This is a genomic window from Staphylococcus sp. Y174-1 (genome assembly GCF_049897865.1).
GTDB lineage: Bacteria > Bacillota > Bacilli > Staphylococcales > Staphylococcaceae > Staphylococcus > Staphylococcus saprophyticus.
Genome location: NZ_JAFCXB010000001.1, coordinates 339552 through 357063, shown reverse-complemented (window position 1 = coordinate 357063; position 17512 = coordinate 339552). Strand labels below are relative to the sequence as shown.

Sequence of the window (17512 nt, the reverse complement as noted above, 5' to 3'; positions counted from 1 at the left end):
CTACTTTTCAAAATGTGTTGTGAATATTTCAAAAGCTTGTGAAAGTGTGGCTTTATCTACGTGTTTGACTTGAGGATCCCCAATAGCATTTAAAAGCACCATTTGCACACCTTGTTGATCATTTTTTTTATCTTTTAACATTAATCCATACAATGAATTAAATTCAAATGATTGAATGACTTCTAACGGATAGTTTAGTGATTTTAAATACTGAATATAATGTGAAATATCATAATGTGTATTTAATATGATATTAGAAACTATAAATTGATAAATTATACCTATCATGACGGCGTGACCATGTGGGATTTTAAATTGATATTCAACAGCATGTCCAAAAGTATGCCCCAAATTTAGATATTTACGTACATTAGATTCTTTTTCATCTTGAACAATAATATTTAGCTTTGTTTCTATACCTTTATATAGAAAATATTCAATATCCTTTAACGAAGCAAGTGCTTGTTCATTTGGATACTGTGCTTCAATATTATTTACAGACGTTATATCGTTTAGTAAGGCATGTTTATAAACTTCTGCATAACCACTTAATATCTCAGTGTAAGGTAATGTTTCTAAAAAATTCAGGTCATAAATAACAGCTTTAGGTCTATAAAAAGCGCCTATTAGATTTTTACCATGTTTAGAATTAATCCCTACCTTGCCACCCACACTTGAATCATGTGCCAAAATAGTTGTTGGAACTTGAATGAAATCAACACCTCTTAATAAAGTCGCAGCAAGAAAACCTGTGAAATCACCAGTAGCACCACCACCGATCGCAATGAGACATGTATCACGCGTTAATTGTTTAGCTAATAATGATTCGATGGTTTTTTCATAAAATGATAAGGTTTTTGTCGTTTCTCCTGAAGGAATGATCAATTTATGTGCATTATTTTCAGAAGTGATAAAATCTAACAACTCGTGCCAATCATGGTTTACATGTTCATCGACCACAAGTACGACATCTTCATAGTCTTTGATAAACTGATGTAAATGGTCTATTGCTTGGTGTTCTACAATGATAGGATAATTATTAGATTTATAAGTTGTTTCTAGTTTCATGTAATCACCTCAATAATCTGTGAATTTTTTAGTTACATTTTAGTATTCTATATTTAATAAACGACGTTCTTTGATTTGTGATTGAAGCTGTTCAATATGATTACATTGAAATTCTTCGAGCAATGCTTTTGCTAATTCAAATGCGACTACGTTTTCAACAACAACACTGGCTGCAGGTACAGCACAACTATCAGAACGCTCAATAGATGCTTTAAATGATTCTTTAGTATTAATATCTACTGAATTTAATGGTTTGTATAGTGTCGGAATAGGTTTCATTACACCATTAACAACGATTGGCATTCCATTAGACATGCCGCCTTCAAAGCCGCCTAAATGGTTTGAGCCTCTATAATACCCATTTGTTGTATCGTATAATATCTCATCTTGAATTTCACTTCCAGGTTTTTCAGCTGCTTTAAACCCTTCACCAAAACTAACGCCTTTAAACGCATTGATGCTTACAACACCCTGTGCAATTCGACCGTCTAGTTTACGATCATAATGTACATAGCTACCAATTCCAATCGGTACACCTTCAATGATTGTTTGTACAACGCCACCGATTGTATCACCAGCTTTTTTAGCAGCATCGATTTTATCTCGCATCGTTTGCGCGATTTCATCATTAACGACACGCACATCATTTTTATCGATATTTGATTTGATTGTATCTAAGTCATATTCTAAATCATCTTTAACTCCACCAATTTCTACTACTCTACTATAAAAGTTAATATCTAATTGTTTCAAAAGTATTTTTGAAACGGCGCCTACAGCAACACGTGCTGCTGTTTCACGTGCAGATGAGCGTTCTAATACATTTCTTAAATCTCTGTGATTGTATTTCATCCCACCGATTAAATCTGCATGACCAGGACGAGGTTTAGTGATAACACGTTTCATATTATCTTGATCTTCCTCGCTAATTGGGTCTGCGCCCATTATTTTTTTCCAATGTGTGAAGTCATCATTTGTAACAATCAGTGTAATTGGGCTTCCAAGTGTATAACCATTTCTCACACCTGAAACAATCTCAACAGCATCTTTTTCAATTTGCATACGGCGACCACGACCATATCCACCTTGTCTTTTAAACATTTCTTCATTTATATCAGCTACATTAATTTCTAAATTAGCTGGCACACCTTCAATAATCACCGTTAGTTGAGGTCCATGTGACTCACCAGAAGTTAAATATCTCATACTTTACCCACTCCGTTCTTTAGTACTTTAAATTAATATATGTTCTATATCTTATCATATTCAATAGTTCAAATTAATAGGAAAATTAATAATTGCTGAATATTCATAAAAATGACTTCTAATATTATTATTTTACAAGTGTAACACTTGAGTTATTTAAATTATATTAAATCCTGTACTTGATTACTATAGTCATGTAAAACGAGTGGAAAATTTGTTTTGTACATATAAAAAACTGATTAGATACAATGATCTAATCAGTTTAATTATTGGTATTTACAATTTTTAATGATTATTCGTATAACCAAGATTCTCTAGACTCTGAGTACTCACTTAATTCATCAGCCTTAAACCAAAGATTAATCTCTTTATTTGCTGACTCAACTGAATCTGAGCCATGTATAATATTTCTTCCTACTGTTAAACCAAGGTCTCCTCTAATTGTACCTGGCGTAGCTTCTGATGGGTTTGTTTTACCTATAATATGACGAGCTACATGTACTGCATCTTCACCTTCAACAACCATCGCAAATACTGGTGCAGATGTTATAAAACTAATTAAATGTTTATAGAACGGTTTGTCAGTATGTTCAGCATAATGCTCTTCAGCTAGTGATTGTGGTACAGTCATAAATTTACCACCAACTAATTTGAGACCTTTCCTTTCAATGCGAGAAATAATTTCCCCTATCAAATTTCTTTGTACTGCATCTGGTTTAATCATTAAAAATGTTCTTTCCATTGTGTGTGCTTCCCCCTGTTTGTTATGTATCAGTGTACGATTAATAAATTAATGTACACAAATATGTATTAAAAATAAAAATATGTTTTGAATCACATTCATATATTAACAGGTTATTAGAGCGCTTTCAATATTTTTCACATAAGTTACACATTTCTTTTACCAACTTTTTTAATTAACTTTTTAAATAATGATTTTGAATCTTCGTTATCTAATTCATCAATTAAATGTAAAGCCTTATTAAGATATTTGTCGCTTACAGCTTGAGATTGCGCAATGACATCAGAGTTTCTAATTTGATCAATTAGTTTAACGAATGTTTCATGATCCGTTTCTGAATTTAATTGCTGGATTTGTTGTTTAAATGTTTCATTTTTTCTCATTTCGAAAAGCACAGGCAAAGTTAAATGACCATTCATCAAGTCACTTCCAACTGGTTTGCCTAGTTTTTTCTCAGTACTAGTAAAATCTAATATATCATCTACAATTTGGAAACTCATACCTATATAGTGGCCAATCATTTTTAGATTATGTACAGTTTTTGCGTCAGCTCCAGAGGTGATTGCACCTACTTCTGTAGACAATTGAATGAGCAATGCTGTTTTACGATTAATTCGACGTAAGTAGTTTGTTATTGTCTGATGTCCATTGAATTGATCCTGAAACTGATATAGTTCTCCCATGCATACTTCTACAATGGCGCGAGAAATAACAGCGTGTACACGATTAGCTTCAATATTCGATATATGTTCAAGTCCACGAGCGAGTAAGAAATTACCAGTGAGTATGGCTGTGTTTTGATCCCATTTTTTTGAAATCGTCAAACTGCCTCTACGTTTGTCGCTTTTATCTATAACATCATCATGGACTAAAGTAGCCATGTGAATTAATTCAAGCGTAACTGCGACACGATAAACATCTTCATTCATTTCTTTGCCGAATTGGCTACTTAAAATTACAAAAGCTGGTCTAACGCGTTTACCACCAGAAGAAAATAAATGATGTGAAGCAGCCTCGAGTACTTTATCGTGACTTTTAATTGACTGTTCTAATCGTTTTTCTATTTTTTTTATTTCACTATTTATATTTAACTTTGACACGCTAATCACCTTTGGTTGATTCATTTTTATTTATAGCCAAGGTGCATTGCTGCAACGCCACCTGTAAAGCTACGGACTTTAACATTACTAAAACCTGCTTGATTAAATAGTCTTTTCAGTTTTTCTTTATCTGGAAAATCAAATGTTGATTGTTGTAACCATTCATATTCATCTTTAGATTTTGCAAAAATTTTACCAAAAATTGGCATCACAAATTTAAAATAAAGTTTGTAACATTGTTTAAATACTGGCGTTGTAGGTTGACTTGTTTCAAGACAAACAATCATACCACCTGGTTTAAGTACACGATTTAATTCTTTCAATGTTGCTAAATAATCAGGCACATTTCTTAAACCAAAACCGATTGTTACATAATCAAATTCGTTATCTTCAAATGGCAAATTCATTGCATCACCATGAACAAGTTGAATATTATGCATATCTTTGGTCTTGCGTTTTCCAACTTCTAACATGTTTTCACTGAAATCTACACCGATGACCTCTCCAGTGTGACCTACAGCTTTACTTAAAGAGATTGTCCAATCTGCTGTTCCACAACAAACATCTAATGCTTTAGATCCAGACTTCACATTCATTTCTTTCATTACGCGCTTTCTCCATGTTTTATGTTGCTCGAAACTTATGATGTTATTCAGCCGATCGTATTTACCAGAAATATTTTGGAAAACATCATGTACTTGTTCTTTTTTTGCTTTATTATCTGCCATATTAATTACCTCTTTTTGGATGAATTTCAGTTTTTAGTTGGTCTAAAAATGATTCTAGCGTTTCTTTAGAATAATTACTTAAATATGAAGGGTGATTTTCACTTAAATTTGCTATTAATTTATCATTGATAAAAGAAGTATCAGCATTTGGAATAAATCGTTTTATTGTAATTAGTGGAAATGTATTTTCTATTTTTAATATATATGCTCCAATAGCGTTAATATCTATTGCTTCGTGGTGAATAGAAGATTTCATTTCATTTACTTCTACAATGGCTGTACTAATTTCTTTTTGATAAGTTGGATCATTTAAATTTGCTAATAATGTATAAAAATGTGCACTTAACAAGTCACCTATTAAAATAGATTTTTTAGACGATAAAGTTGTAGAAACTTCGTCTAAGTGACGCATTGCTGTATCTATTGTGAGGCAAGCTAATTTAGCTTCTTGTGGTATATCATAAGAATCAAGAATTTGTGCCAACGTTTTATTTATATAGATTGATTCATAATGATTTACACCGCGAAGTCGCTGTGTAATTTGTGTTTCTAATATGTTTAATGTCGTTTCCATGTTCACACCTCACGTTATTATCCATATACATATTAACATTATATAGAGAAAAATAAAATCAACGAAAACCATAGTTAACAATAATCGTGCATTATATATAAAAAAAGCGTAAGAACTACTTATATCATTTTGCTAAAAAAGTTTCGTCTTCTCAATTTGGAAAGAATGGCTAGTGCTTGAAATGACTGATTTAAAGCTGTTTTAATTCAATCACCAGTTGTTCACATTATAATTCAGACTAAAACGAATGTACTTGTCTTAGTCTGAACTGTGATTTATTTCATCGTATGTATTAATTTTAGTTTCATTGTATCTTAAATCATTGTGAATATATAGTTTGTAGTTAACACAAATGATATCATAAAGTTTTTGTTTATATTGATAAGTATTTAATTAAAAGCTTAATAAAAAAAGAAAAAGCCCCTTAAAAAGGGCTTCACTTTTAGTAAAGAATTATTTTACTGCGTCTTTTAAAGCTTTACCAGCTTTGAATGCTGGAACTTTGCTTGCAGGGATATCAATTTCTTTACCAGTTTGAGGGTTACGGCCTTTACGAGCAGCGCGTTCGCGTACTTCAAAGTTACCGAATCCAATTAATTGTACTTTTTCACCTTTAGAAAGTGATGATTGAATTGATTCGAATACTGCATCTACAGCTAAACCAGCTTCTTTTTTAGTTAAATCAGCTTGCTCTGCTACAGCATTGATTAAATCTGTCTTGTTCATTATGAATTCACCTCCCCTAGGGTTTATAATGATACTTAATATCATTATGGTATGACTTTAACACAACGATTACTGCTACTGCAATGATTTATGTGCAAAAAACGTTGAAATAATAGGATTTTGATAGCAAATTGTTATATATTTTATAAAAAGTGTAATTATACTCTTTTATTCTGCTTTCTTTCCTCGTCCCATCAAATCTTTAACGCTTTCATCTACGGGTCTATTTTCGAATAATACTTTGTATAGAGCGGTTGTTATTGGCATATCAACATTGACTTCTTTTGATAAATGGTAAACTGATTTTGTTGTATATACACCTTCCACAACCATATTCATTTCATTTAAAGCAGTATCAAGTGATTTTCCTTCACCTAATTTATAGCCTAATGTATAGTTTCTGGAATGTGTTGAAGTACATGTCACAATTAAATCGCCAATACCACCTAAACCAAGAAAAGTAATAGGATCTGCACCTAATTTTTCGCCTAAACGACTAATTTCAGCCAAACCTCTAGTCATCAATGCCGCTTTAGCATTATCTCCGAAGCCCATTCCTGAAATTACACCGCTTGCAACAGCGATGATATTTTTTAGAGCGCCTCCGAGTTCAACACCTACGAGATCTTCATTTGTGTAAACACGTAAATAATCATTCATAAATAAATCTTGTGTTAGTTGCCGTACAGATTCTGATTTTGAAGAAGCTGCTACTGTTGTAGGTTGTTTAATGACTACCTCTTCGGCATGACTTGGTCCTGATAGTACGCCAATTCCTGCATTATGTTTAGGTGAAATAGAATCTTCTAACATTTCAGATACGCGTTTATAAGTATCATTTTCAATACCTTTAGCAACGTGTATAAACGTTTTCTTACTAGATAATAACGAATCAATTGTTTGAGCTACTTCTCTCATCGCTTTGGTAGGTAGTGCCATTAAATAAATATCAGCAAAAGCAACAGCGGTTTCAATATCAAGTGTTGCTTCAATAGTTTTATTTAACTCAGCGGTTTTTAAATATTTACTATTAATGTGTTGTTCATTAATTTCTTTTATAGTGGTTTCGTTTTTCCCCCACATCAATACTTGATGTCCATTTTCGGCTAAGACATTTGCTAATGCTGTACCGAAACTTCCAGTACCAAAAACGGTAACTTTAGACATGCTATCCCCTCCGATGATTAATTTCTTTTTCTTGCTATAATATGCACTGGTGTACCTTCAAATCCAAATGCAGCCCTGATTTGATTCTCTAAATAACGTTTATAAGAAAAATGCATCAATTCTACATCGTTGACAAAAACGATAAATGTTGGTGGTTCAATTGCAACTTGTGTAGCATAAAATACGTTTAAACGACGTCCTTTGTCTGTCGGTGTCGGGTTCATTGATATAGCATCAGTGACAACTTCATTAAGTGTAGAACTTTGAACACGCTTTTTATGATTCTCACTGGCTTCTTTAATATATGGGAATAACGTTCTAAGACGTTGTTTTTCTTTAGCTGAAACAAATGCTATTTCTGCATAGTCCAAGAATTGAAACTCTTTACGTACTTCATCCTTGAATTTTTTCATTGTATTTGTTTCCTTATCTACCGTGTCCCATTTATTAACTACGATAACGATGGCTTTTCCTTCTTCATGCGCATATCCTGCAACACGTTTGTCTTGTTCTATGATACCTTGTTCAGCATCTATGACAATAAGTATGACGTTCGATCTTTCTATTGCTTTTAGTGCACGTAAAACGGAGTATTTTTCAGTATTTTCATATACTTTACCCTTTTTACGCATGCCGGCAGTATCAATTAATACATAGTCTTGATCATCATAGCTATATTCAGTATCTACAGCATCACGTGTTGTGCCTGCTACGTTGGAAACAATGACGCGGTCTTCACCTAAGATAGCGTTCACTAAACTTGATTTACCTACATTTGGACGTCCTATAATTGATAATCTAATTGTATCATCATCATATGGCTCAGGTTCTTCTTCTTTAAAATGTTTAACAACTGCATCTAATAAATCACCTAGACCAAGTCCATGTGAACCGGATATTGGGTATGGATCTCCAAAGCCAAGAGAATAAAAATCATAAATTTCATTTCTCATTTCTGGATTATCGACTTTATTAACGGCTAACACGACAGGTTTTTTTGATTTATATAACATTTGTGCAACCATTTCATCACTTTGAGTTAAGCCTTCTCTTACATTAACCATGAAAATGATAACATCAGCTTCATCAATTGCAACTTCTGCTTGAGCTCTTATTTGAGTTTGAAATGGTGCATCTCCAATTTCAATACCACCCGTGTCAATGATATTAAAATCGTGCGTTAACCATTCACCTGATGAATAAATTCTATCACGAGTCACTCCTGGCGTATCTTCTACAATCGATACACGCTCGCCTACGACTCTATTAAAAATTGTCGATTTACCAACGTTTGGCCTACCAACAATTGCTACTATAGGTTTAGTCATAACTAACTTCCTCTCTTTTTTAATCTCTATAATTCTATCATACGGGTTAGATAAATAAAAAGAAATATTAAAACAATATGACTGTTATAATTATTACATTGTAATTTTATGGCAAAAAAAGAAATCTTGCCCTAGTTATCATTAGGACAAGATTTAAAATTGGCATCATACTTTGTATTAAAACTTAAAGTCTTTTAATTTATCACCGAATACATCACCCAATGTTGGATTATCTTCGTCATCAGAACCATTATCTAAATAGGATTGTGTTGTTTCACTATCACTTTCGATAACATTTTCATTTGGTAACGTAGCTTTTATAGATAACGAAATACGCTCATTCTCTACATCTACACCAAGCACTTTAACACTTACGACTTGGCCAGGTTCTAACGCTTCACTTGGAGAACCAATATGTGAATGACTAATTTCAGAAATATGCACTAAACCTTGTACACCAGGTTTAATTTCTACAAATGCACCAAAGTTAGCTAATCTTACGACAGTGCCTTCGATTACATCGCCTTCGTTGAATTCACCTTTAATTGATTCAAATGGGCTAGGTAACGTATCTTTAATAGATAAAGAAATGCGTTCAGAATCTTTGTCTACAGATTTAATTTTCACATTTACCGTTTCACCAATTGAAACCACATCTTCAGGAGATTTTACATGTTCATGTGATAATTCAGAAACGTGAACAAGTCCATCAACGCCACCTATATCTACGAATGCACCAAAGTTTGTAAGTCGAGCAACTTTACCTTCTATAACGTCACCTTCATTAAGTGATTCCAATAATTCATCTTTTTTCTCTGCATTTTCCAATGCCTCTACTGCTTTACGACTAAGAATGACACGATTATTTGCAGGGTCTAATTCTTCTACTTTTAATTTAAGAACTTGACCTTCAAAATCAGAGAAATCTTCAATGAAATCTGTAGAAATTAATGAAGCCGGAACAAATCCTCTTTGACCAACATCAACCACTAAACCACCTTTAACAACTTCAGTGACTTTAGCTTCAATTGTTTGGTTATTGTCTAGTTGTTCTTGTAAAAATTCATATGATTTTTCAGTTTCAAGTTGACGTTTCGAAAGGATGTAAGCACCCGTTTCATTCTCTTCGTCATATTCTACTTTAGTAACATATGCACCAATTTCATCACCAACTTTGACAGCATCACTAGGATTATCAATATGATGTGTTGAAAGTTGACTTATTGGGATAATACCGTTAAATTTTGCACCATTAACAGCAACAATTACTTGCTTTTCTTCAATTTCTTGAACTTCGCCTGTAACTTTATCCCCTTCTTTAATGTCATTAATCATTGATTCGTTAAACTCTTCAGTCATCTTGTCTGCCTCCTTATTACACTACATATTTATAACATCTTATAATCTGACAAAATTGTCAAGAAATTCCACTTTAATTAAGGAATTCAAATATTAATTGTTAAAATGCTGTAAAATAGGGTCATTTAGCTAACTAAATTTTAAATAAGTTTACCTATTTTTTACAATTTCACTTTATATGCAGCTCGTATTAGTATAAAAATTCATGTAAGTTTTATACCCGATAATTGTATTATATAACCTTTTTACACAATTTGGAAAGAAAGGGCTTTATATATCTAGCTATTATTTGAGATTAACTAATTTTATGAACAAGTGCTAATATTTCTTGTGTAACAATTTCTATGCTCTTTCCTGTTGTATCAACTGTAATCGCATCATCTGCTTTTTTCAAAGGTGATATGTCACGGTTCATATCATATTGATCTCGATCAGCAATTTCTTGCTTAAGTTGTTCAACATTGGAAACAATACCGCGTTCTTCATTATCTTTTTGTCTTCGAACTGCACGTTCTTCCACTGAAGCAATCATATATACTTTCAAATCTGCATCAGGTAATACAACGGTACCAATATCTCTTCCATCCATTACGATGCCTTTTTTAGCTGCTAATTCTTGTTGTTTGTTTACAGAAAATGTTCTAACCGCTTCTTTAGATGCAACATAAGAAACATGATTGGTTACATCGTTTTCTCTTAAATAGTCAGTGACATCTTGATTATCTAAAATAACTCTTTGACCTTTGTCTTTATCATAAGTTAAAGACAATTCAGTAGTTTCTATAAGTTGATCAAAATCTTCAGGTTTGTTTTGTTGTAAGTATTTGTAAGTTATTGCGCGGTACATTGCGCCTGTATCTACATAAATCATAGATAATTTAGCTGCTAATAATTTAGCGATGGTACTTTTTCCAGCCGCAGCAGGTCCATCTAGTGCGATATTTAATAATTTCATTTTTGTAACCCTTCCTTGTTGTTTTATGAATAATATTTTATCATAAATATGTATATTATAAATAGGAGGAATGCTAGCATGAAAAATGTTCTTGTTATACATACCGGTGGAACGATAAGCATGTCACAAGATGAAGCTAACAAAGTGGTGACAAATAAAGATAATCCTATATCTAATCATCAAGATGTGATTGCGCAATATGCAAATGTGACAGAAATAACACCGTTCAATGTACCTTCACCGCATATGAATATTGAATATGTGGAAAAGTTGAAAGAAATTATTGAGGAAGCAACTAAAAATGAATCTTATGATGGATTTGTTATTACTCACGGTACAGATACGCTAGAAGAAACAGCTTATTTACTGGATTTAACAACAGATATTTCAAAACCTATTACGATTACTGGTGCTATGCGTTCTTCAAATGAAATAGGTTCAGATGGTTTATATAATTTCATATCTGCGATTCGTGTTGCAACAAGTGACGAGTCTTCAGATATGGGTGTCATGGTAGTGTTTAATGATGAAATTCATACTGCGCGTAACGTTACGAAAACACATACATCAAATACAAATACTTTTCAAAGCCCTAATCATGGCCCACTAGGTGTTGTCACTAAAAATAGCGTTCAATTTCACCATAAACCATATGAGCATCTTATCTTAAATGAAATAGACCATACTTTAAATATTCCATTAGTTAAGGCATATATGGGAATGAATAGTGATGTGTTAACGTTTCATAGTGATAATAATGTTGATGGCATCATCATTGAAGCGCTTGGACAAGGTAATTTACCACCAACAAGTTTGGAAGGACTAGACAAATGTTTAGATAAAAACATACCTATAATTTTAGTATCTAGATCATTTAACGGTATTGTAGGACCAATTTATGCTTATGAAGGTGGCGGTGCAACCTTAGCAGATAAAGGTGTTATTTTCTCAAATGGTTTAAATGGTCCTAAAGCTAGGTTAAAACTTCTAGTTGGATTAAGTAATGATTTAACATTTAAACAATTAAAACGATACTTTGAATCACAACTTTAAAATGATTAAGTATACTATTTGAATTATAAAAAGCTGAGACAATTTTTAGTTGTCTCAGCTTTTTATATCTTAGGAATTTAAGATTCTAAAGGTGTTTGTTTTTTTGATAAGATACTTTGTGTAATAATACCGCCATGGTATTTGCCATTTTCAATAAAAATTGTATTTGCATCATTACCAGCAGCTATGACACCAGCTATATAGCAATTTTCAACATTAGTTTCATATGTTTCTTTATTATATACAGGTGCAGTACCATATTCATTTTGATTAATTTCAATGCCGATAGATTGTAAGAATTCGTAATCTGGGTGATAACCAATCATGGCAAACACATAGTCATTGGCTATCTCAAATGTTTGGCCACCCTGTTCATAGAAAACACTATCCTCAGTAATTTTAGTGACATTTGCATTAAATGCCATATCGATTTTTTCATGTCGTACAAGCGATTCGAAATTAGGAAGTATCCATGGTTTGATCGCTTTTGGATATTCATTGCCACGATAAATAACTGTGACATTTGCGCCTGCTTTTTCAAGTTCTAAAGCAGCATCGACTGCTGAGTTTTTACCGCCTATGATGACAACATTTTGATCGAAGTAAGGATGCGCCTCTTTAAAATAATGCATTACTTTTGAAAGTTCTGCACCTTCGACTTCAAGTTGATTGTGATGTCCATAGTATCCTGTTGCTACAGTGAGAAATCTACATTGATAAACATCTTTCGTAGTTGTAATTGTGAAACGGTTATTGATTTTTTTTACAGTGAGGACTTCTTCGAAAGCATTGATTCGTAACTGATGGTGTTTAACTACAGCTCTATAATAAACCAGTGCTTGATTTCTATGCGGCTTGCTTTCTTCAACTATAAAAGGTATGTCCCCAATACTTAATTTGTCACTAGAAGAAAAGAATGTTTGGTGTGTAGGATAATTATAAATCGCGTCTACAACATTACCTTTTTCAATAACTAATGTATCTATTCCTTTTTTCTTTTGCTCAATGGCAGCACTTAATCCACAAGGACCGCCACCTATTATGATACTTTCAACTGTTTGCATACTTTATTCGTCCTCCTTTTACCACCCATACATTATACCAATAGTTTTAAAAATTCCAAATTAAAGAATTTGAAAACTTTATAACAATTGAATTCATAAGGTTTATGCTTGAAAGAAAATTATATTATTTAATATTTAACTCGATAAATAAACATAGATAAACCCTACGCAAATATGTGCGCAGGGTTTATCTATAATTTGATAGCTACTCTATTTAATAGTTATCCATAAAAATTATCAGTAGTAAAGAAAATTATTGTGGTATCACAAGACGTTGACCATTATGAATGTCGTTGCCTTGAATATTATTTGCTTCCCTGATTTTTTCTACATTTTCTGGAGTACCTTCACCATAGTATTGGATTGCAATTCTATATAAATTTTGTCCATTTACAACGTGAGTGCGTTGTCCAGAATTGCTATTTGAAGATTGATTATTTTGTTGGTTGCTATCGTTTGATGCATTTTGTGACTGGTCTGATGAACCATTTTGATTGCTATTAGCTTGATCATTTTGTTGTGATTGATCGCTTTGTTGATCTTGATTGTTTTGACTATTTTGTTCATCTTGTGTGCCTTGGTTTTGATCGCTGTTAGCTTGATCTTGTGAATCGTTGTTACCTTGGTCAGAATCAGAATTGGCATTATCAGAGCTATCACTACTATCAGAATCTGTTGTAGCTTGATTATTGTCATCATCTTTAGCTTTGTCTTTATCTTTAGCTGATTTACTGTCTTTATCAGAATCAGCATCTTTAGCTTTATCAGAATCTTTATCTTTGTTGTCAGCTACTTTTTTGTCATCGTCGCTGCCTTTATCATCGTTGTTACCTGTTAACGCCATACCACCAAAGATACCTATAGCGGCTAAGATTAAAATAGCTGCTATAATTGGGAGGAGTTTACCAAGTAAACCACCTTTTTTCTTGTTGTTATCTTCAGAATCATGGTTATTGTCACCATTATTACCATTTCCGCCGTTGCCACCATTACCATTACCACCATTGCCAGTACTTGATTTAGAATGTGAAGCAGCGGCAGCGCCAGTACCAGCAGCTGCTGCACCGCCTGCTACAGCAGCACCTTTTTTCTTAGAACCATGTTTTTCTTCGTTTTTAACGTCAGATTTGGATTCATTTTGTTCTGGTTCATTATCATTTTTATCTTTTTTGCCTTTATGCTTGCCAGCTGCATAAGCACCAGCTCCAGCAGCGGCAGCGCCACCTGCTACAGCAGCACCTTTTTTCTTAGAATCATGATTGTTTGTATTTTCATCTTGCGTTTCTGTCGAATCATTCGTTTGATTGGATTGTTCCCAATCTTGATTTTGTTGATGCGCTTTATCGTTATGGTCTTTAGAACTTGAAGCTGCATCGTTATGTTTACTAGCAGCATAAGCACCAGCGCCTGCAGCACCACTACTGGCGATAGCAGCACCTTTTTTATTATTGCTATCTTCGTCAGATTGAACTTTTTCATTATTTATATCATGACGATTTTCAGATTGCTGATCGTTTGATGATTCGTGAATCAAATTGTTATTTTGTGAAGGATCATTAGATTCTTTGTCTGCATTTGAATCTCTTGAAGAATTGTCTTCGTGTTGTAAACCATTATCACGATCACCAACATCATTATTTTCGTTGTGATGTTCTTGGTTAGACTGCTCATCTTCTCTTTGATTTGTTGCTGTGTCTCTTCGACGTTGTCTGCGTTGAGCATTTCTAGGAGGAAATTGTTCATCTGATTTATTAGACACTTCCTCTTTTACATTGTCAACTGAATCGTTAACCGAGTCTTGAGTATTTTCTTGGTGTTCTTTTGGATCAATGGATTGACGATTTTTTTCAAAATCATCTTTAAAATTGTTGTTAGACAAATTCATCATCCTTCCTTTTTTTATTTAAGTATATACTGTTTTACCCTGAAAGATTGTAAATATGTATAACTTTTTGAAGAAAAATTACTATTAAACAAGTGTATACACCGTATTATAGCTTGATTGAAAATATGAAGTAAAGTGATTGTCTATTATTTAAATAAATTTTGTATTTTTTCATTAAAATCCATTTTTCTTTTAACTTTTTTTCTATTTAATATATTTATTGCATTAATTTTAGAATCATTATCACAGCACTGGTTTGGTTTTTCGCTCAATTGTTCGTTAAAGAATTCTATCATATAAGCACGTCGACATTGATCAAGATGCTTATAGCCTAACATGCGCATATATCCTAAATGTTTACGTTTGTATGAAATCTCGAATATATTACGTAATTGTTGATATGTATAATAGCTATAAAGTATTTGTAGAACTTCTGATTTTTCAGGAGGCAAAAATTGACCGAGTTCGAATGTTTCAACATCCTCCATCGTTATCATATCGGTAAATAATAGTGTTTCTAATAAAAAGCGATCATCTGGTTGATAAAGACTAATGGCTTGACTTTGTCCCCCGTCACGACCAGCACGACCTATTTCTTGCATATAATTAGAAGGACTTGTAGATAAATGAAAATGGATAATTGTTCGGATGTCTTTTTTATTAATGCCCATACCAAATGCACTTGTAGCAACAATGATTGGGATTTCATTATTTAAAAATTGATGTTGTACCGTATGACGCTCCTGATAAGATAAGTCACCATGATAAATACCAGTTAAAAAGCCATAGTTGTATATTTGTTGCGCTAATAATAGACACATTTTTTTAGATGATACATAGATAATTGTTGGACCAGCGTGTTCTAATGAAGGTAGTAACCATTTCAACTTCTCATCATCATCAGCAAAGTTTTTATGCGATAACGAAATATTATCTCTATTCATGGTTGTCTTTACGATATGAAAAGATTTATTTAATATTTGCTCTAAATCAAATGTTAAATAGGATGGTGCTGTTGCTGTTAAAGCTAATACAGTAGCGTTATGAAAATGGTTGACGATTTTGCCAACTAAGGCGTAATGCGGTCGGAAATCATAACCCCATTCTGAGAGACAGTGTGCCTCATCTAATACGATGATTCCTAGATTTATATGTTTTATTAATTTAAAGTTATGAGGTTGTAGCAGAAATTCAGGACTTAAGAAAATAAAGCGACTTTTCGTCAATTGTTTAATGTTTTGAGCCCTTTCATGTTCATCCATTCCTGAGTGAATGCAAGCTACATGATGCTCACAATGTAGTTTAAGTTGCATGACTTGATCATCCATTAATGAGATTAATGGAGAGATGATTAGTGTTGGTTGTTGATTTATATATGTTGGCAATTGATAGCATAGGCTTTTGCCACTTCCAGTTGGTAAAATACCTAATGTATCTTTCTTTTCAAGTACATGCGTTATGATTTCTTTTTGTCCAGGTTTAAAAGTATCAAAACCAAAGTGTTTTTTTAACGCTTCATTAAGCATGCAAATCACCTCTTTCAATGCCAACAATGATTAATTTAATTTCAAAATAACTAAGATCTGGAAATATAGTTTTATAGTTTCTTAAACGTTCACTGCGGTTTGACAAGTAATGTGGAATAAATTGTTCATAAGTTTTATGTATTAAAAATGAATGATAATCTGTTAAATAACCTTTGATAAATAATTCTAAGATATGATCTTGTATCGTATTTTGTTTAACATTTTGTTGAGCTGCTAATTTATCAAAATGCATGCCTTGTTTTATACCTTCATAAGTTAATGTTGTCTTATGTAATAAAGCAGGTAATATAATAAGTTGATTTAATAAAGGATATTGTGAATCATCTTCTATTTCATACATTAAAGTAACTAAATCTCTTATTTCCAATTCATATAAGTGTTCTTGAGATACAGATTCAATTAAACTTACTTGTTGTCTAGTGTACATGCTTTCTTCAAAACCTTGTAAATAGTAATGGAGATAAACATGATTGTTTTTTTCTGATAACGTATGAAATAAGTTTGTAAGTTCTTCGATGAATCGAGATTTTAAATCTTCATCAGTTATTTTTTTATATAGTTGTTTAACTTGTTTTTGCACAGTACGATGTTGTGTGATCGGTATAAATTCATAAATAGCATGGCCAGTATTGGAAAGTGTCTGAGTTAACAATTGAATTGCATTAAACGTGTTCACAAGACTGTCGTATGTGTGTCGAGGATGATTAATGATACTTTGATATTGCGCTGTTTCAATGTTAAAATTATTATAATATCGCTCAAACGACGGATATTTTAAATTAGGTAAGCTATGATACAATGACAATAGTTGTTGACTACAGGCGTCAAAAAAGGTTTGATGAGACTTTTTCCCTGTGATAATATTAAATATACTTTTTTCGGTTTTGTAATTATGTGCATTTGTGTATGCAAAATGAATTATATTATACATAGACGCTCCCTCATCTTATAAATCGAAAACATTTGAAAAAACGATAAACTGTGATTACAATAATATTTGTGTAATTATT

16 protein-coding genes are annotated in these 17512 nt (G+C 32.5%); 1 reads left to right on the top strand and 15 read right to left on the bottom strand.

What is annotated here, in order from left to right; genetic code table 11:
• The 11 genes from aroB to cmk all read right to left on the bottom strand — a co-directional run bounded on the left by aroB (position 1) and on the right by cmk (position 10953).
• A complete protein-coding gene (gene aroB, locus ACP7BT_RS01880) occupies positions 1-1068 on the bottom strand; it encodes a 3-dehydroquinate synthase (protein WP_002483254.1) in 1068 nt (355 codons plus the stop codon).
• 39 nt (positions 1069-1107) lie between these two features.
• On the bottom strand, positions 1108-2274 hold the full coding sequence (gene aroC, locus ACP7BT_RS01875; protein WP_002483253.1) for a chorismate synthase: 1167 nt from the start codon (positions 2272-2274) through the stop codon (positions 1108-1110).
• Between the two features lie 292 nt (positions 2275-2566).
• On the bottom strand, positions 2567-3016 hold the full coding sequence (gene ndk, locus ACP7BT_RS01870) for a nucleoside-diphosphate kinase (protein ID WP_002483252.1): 450 nt from the start codon (positions 3014-3016) through the stop codon (positions 2567-2569).
• A 146-nt stretch (positions 3017-3162) separates the two neighbouring features.
• Positions 3163-4116, bottom strand: a complete 954-nt coding sequence (locus tag ACP7BT_RS01865) for a polyprenyl synthetase family protein (protein ID WP_011303068.1) — start codon at positions 4114-4116, stop codon at positions 3163-3165.
• A gap of 26 nt (positions 4117-4142) precedes the next feature.
• Entirely contained in the window at positions 4143-4844 is a 702-nt protein-coding gene (locus ACP7BT_RS01860; RefSeq protein ID WP_002483250.1) for a demethylmenaquinone methyltransferase, read from the bottom strand.
• A gap of 1 nt (position 4845) precedes the next feature.
• Complete coding sequence (locus ACP7BT_RS01855) at positions 4846-5418, bottom strand: hypothetical protein (RefSeq protein ID WP_002483249.1); 573 nt, start codon at positions 5416-5418, stop codon at positions 4846-4848.
• Positions 5419-5871: 453 nt separating this feature from the next.
• Entirely contained in the window at positions 5872-6144 is a 273-nt protein-coding gene (locus ACP7BT_RS01850) for an HU family DNA-binding protein (protein ID WP_002483248.1), read from the bottom strand.
• A gap of 168 nt (positions 6145-6312) precedes the next feature.
• Complete coding sequence (locus ACP7BT_RS01845; protein WP_002483247.1) at positions 6313-7311, bottom strand: NAD(P)H-dependent glycerol-3-phosphate dehydrogenase; 999 nt, start codon at positions 7309-7311, stop codon at positions 6313-6315.
• 17 nt (positions 7312-7328) lie between these two features.
• On the bottom strand, positions 7329-8639 hold the full coding sequence (gene der / locus ACP7BT_RS01840) for a ribosome biogenesis GTPase Der (protein WP_041080661.1): 1311 nt from the start codon (positions 8637-8639) through the stop codon (positions 7329-7331).
• Between the two features lie 177 nt (positions 8640-8816).
• Positions 8817-9998, bottom strand: coding sequence for a 30S ribosomal protein S1 (gene rpsA / locus ACP7BT_RS01835; protein ID WP_002483245.1), 1182 nt, complete (start codon positions 9996-9998; stop codon positions 8817-8819).
• Between the two features lie 295 nt (positions 9999-10293).
• Positions 10294-10953: a (d)CMP kinase gene (gene cmk, locus ACP7BT_RS01830; RefSeq protein ID WP_002483244.1), complete on the bottom strand. Its 660-nt coding sequence runs from the start codon at positions 10951-10953 to the stop codon at positions 10294-10296.
• A gap of 78 nt (positions 10954-11031) precedes the next feature.
• Here cmk and ACP7BT_RS01825 point away from each other — a divergent pair, with 78 nt between their 5' ends.
• Positions 11032-12006 carry an asparaginase gene (locus tag ACP7BT_RS01825; protein ID WP_041080660.1) on the top strand — a complete coding sequence of 325 codons (975 nt, stop codon included), beginning with the start codon at positions 11032-11034 and terminating at the stop codon, positions 12004-12006.
• Between the two features lie 77 nt (positions 12007-12083).
• Here the strand turns inward: ACP7BT_RS01825 and ypdA are convergent, their stop codons facing one another.
• The 4 genes from ypdA to ACP7BT_RS01805 form a co-directional block, all read right to left on the bottom strand.
• Positions 12084-13070 carry a bacillithiol disulfide reductase YpdA gene (gene ypdA / locus ACP7BT_RS01820; RefSeq protein ID WP_002483242.1) on the bottom strand — a complete coding sequence of 329 codons (987 nt, stop codon included), beginning with the start codon at positions 13068-13070 and terminating at the stop codon, positions 12084-12086.
• Between the two features lie 253 nt (positions 13071-13323).
• Positions 13324-14955 carry an elastin-binding protein EbpS gene (ebpS, locus tag ACP7BT_RS01815; protein ID WP_052463702.1) on the bottom strand — a complete coding sequence of 544 codons (1632 nt, stop codon included), beginning with the start codon at positions 14953-14955 and terminating at the stop codon, positions 13324-13326.
• A 146-nt stretch (positions 14956-15101) separates the two neighbouring features.
• Complete coding sequence (locus ACP7BT_RS01810) at positions 15102-16481, bottom strand: RecQ family ATP-dependent DNA helicase (RefSeq protein ID WP_426303716.1); 1380 nt, start codon at positions 16479-16481, stop codon at positions 15102-15104.
• Complete coding sequence (locus ACP7BT_RS01805) at positions 16474-17433, bottom strand: helix-turn-helix domain-containing protein (protein WP_041080658.1); 960 nt, start codon at positions 17431-17433, stop codon at positions 16474-16476. The genes ACP7BT_RS01810 and ACP7BT_RS01805 overlap by 8 nt, the downstream gene beginning before the upstream one ends.
• Positions 17434-17512: the final 79 nt, after the last annotated feature.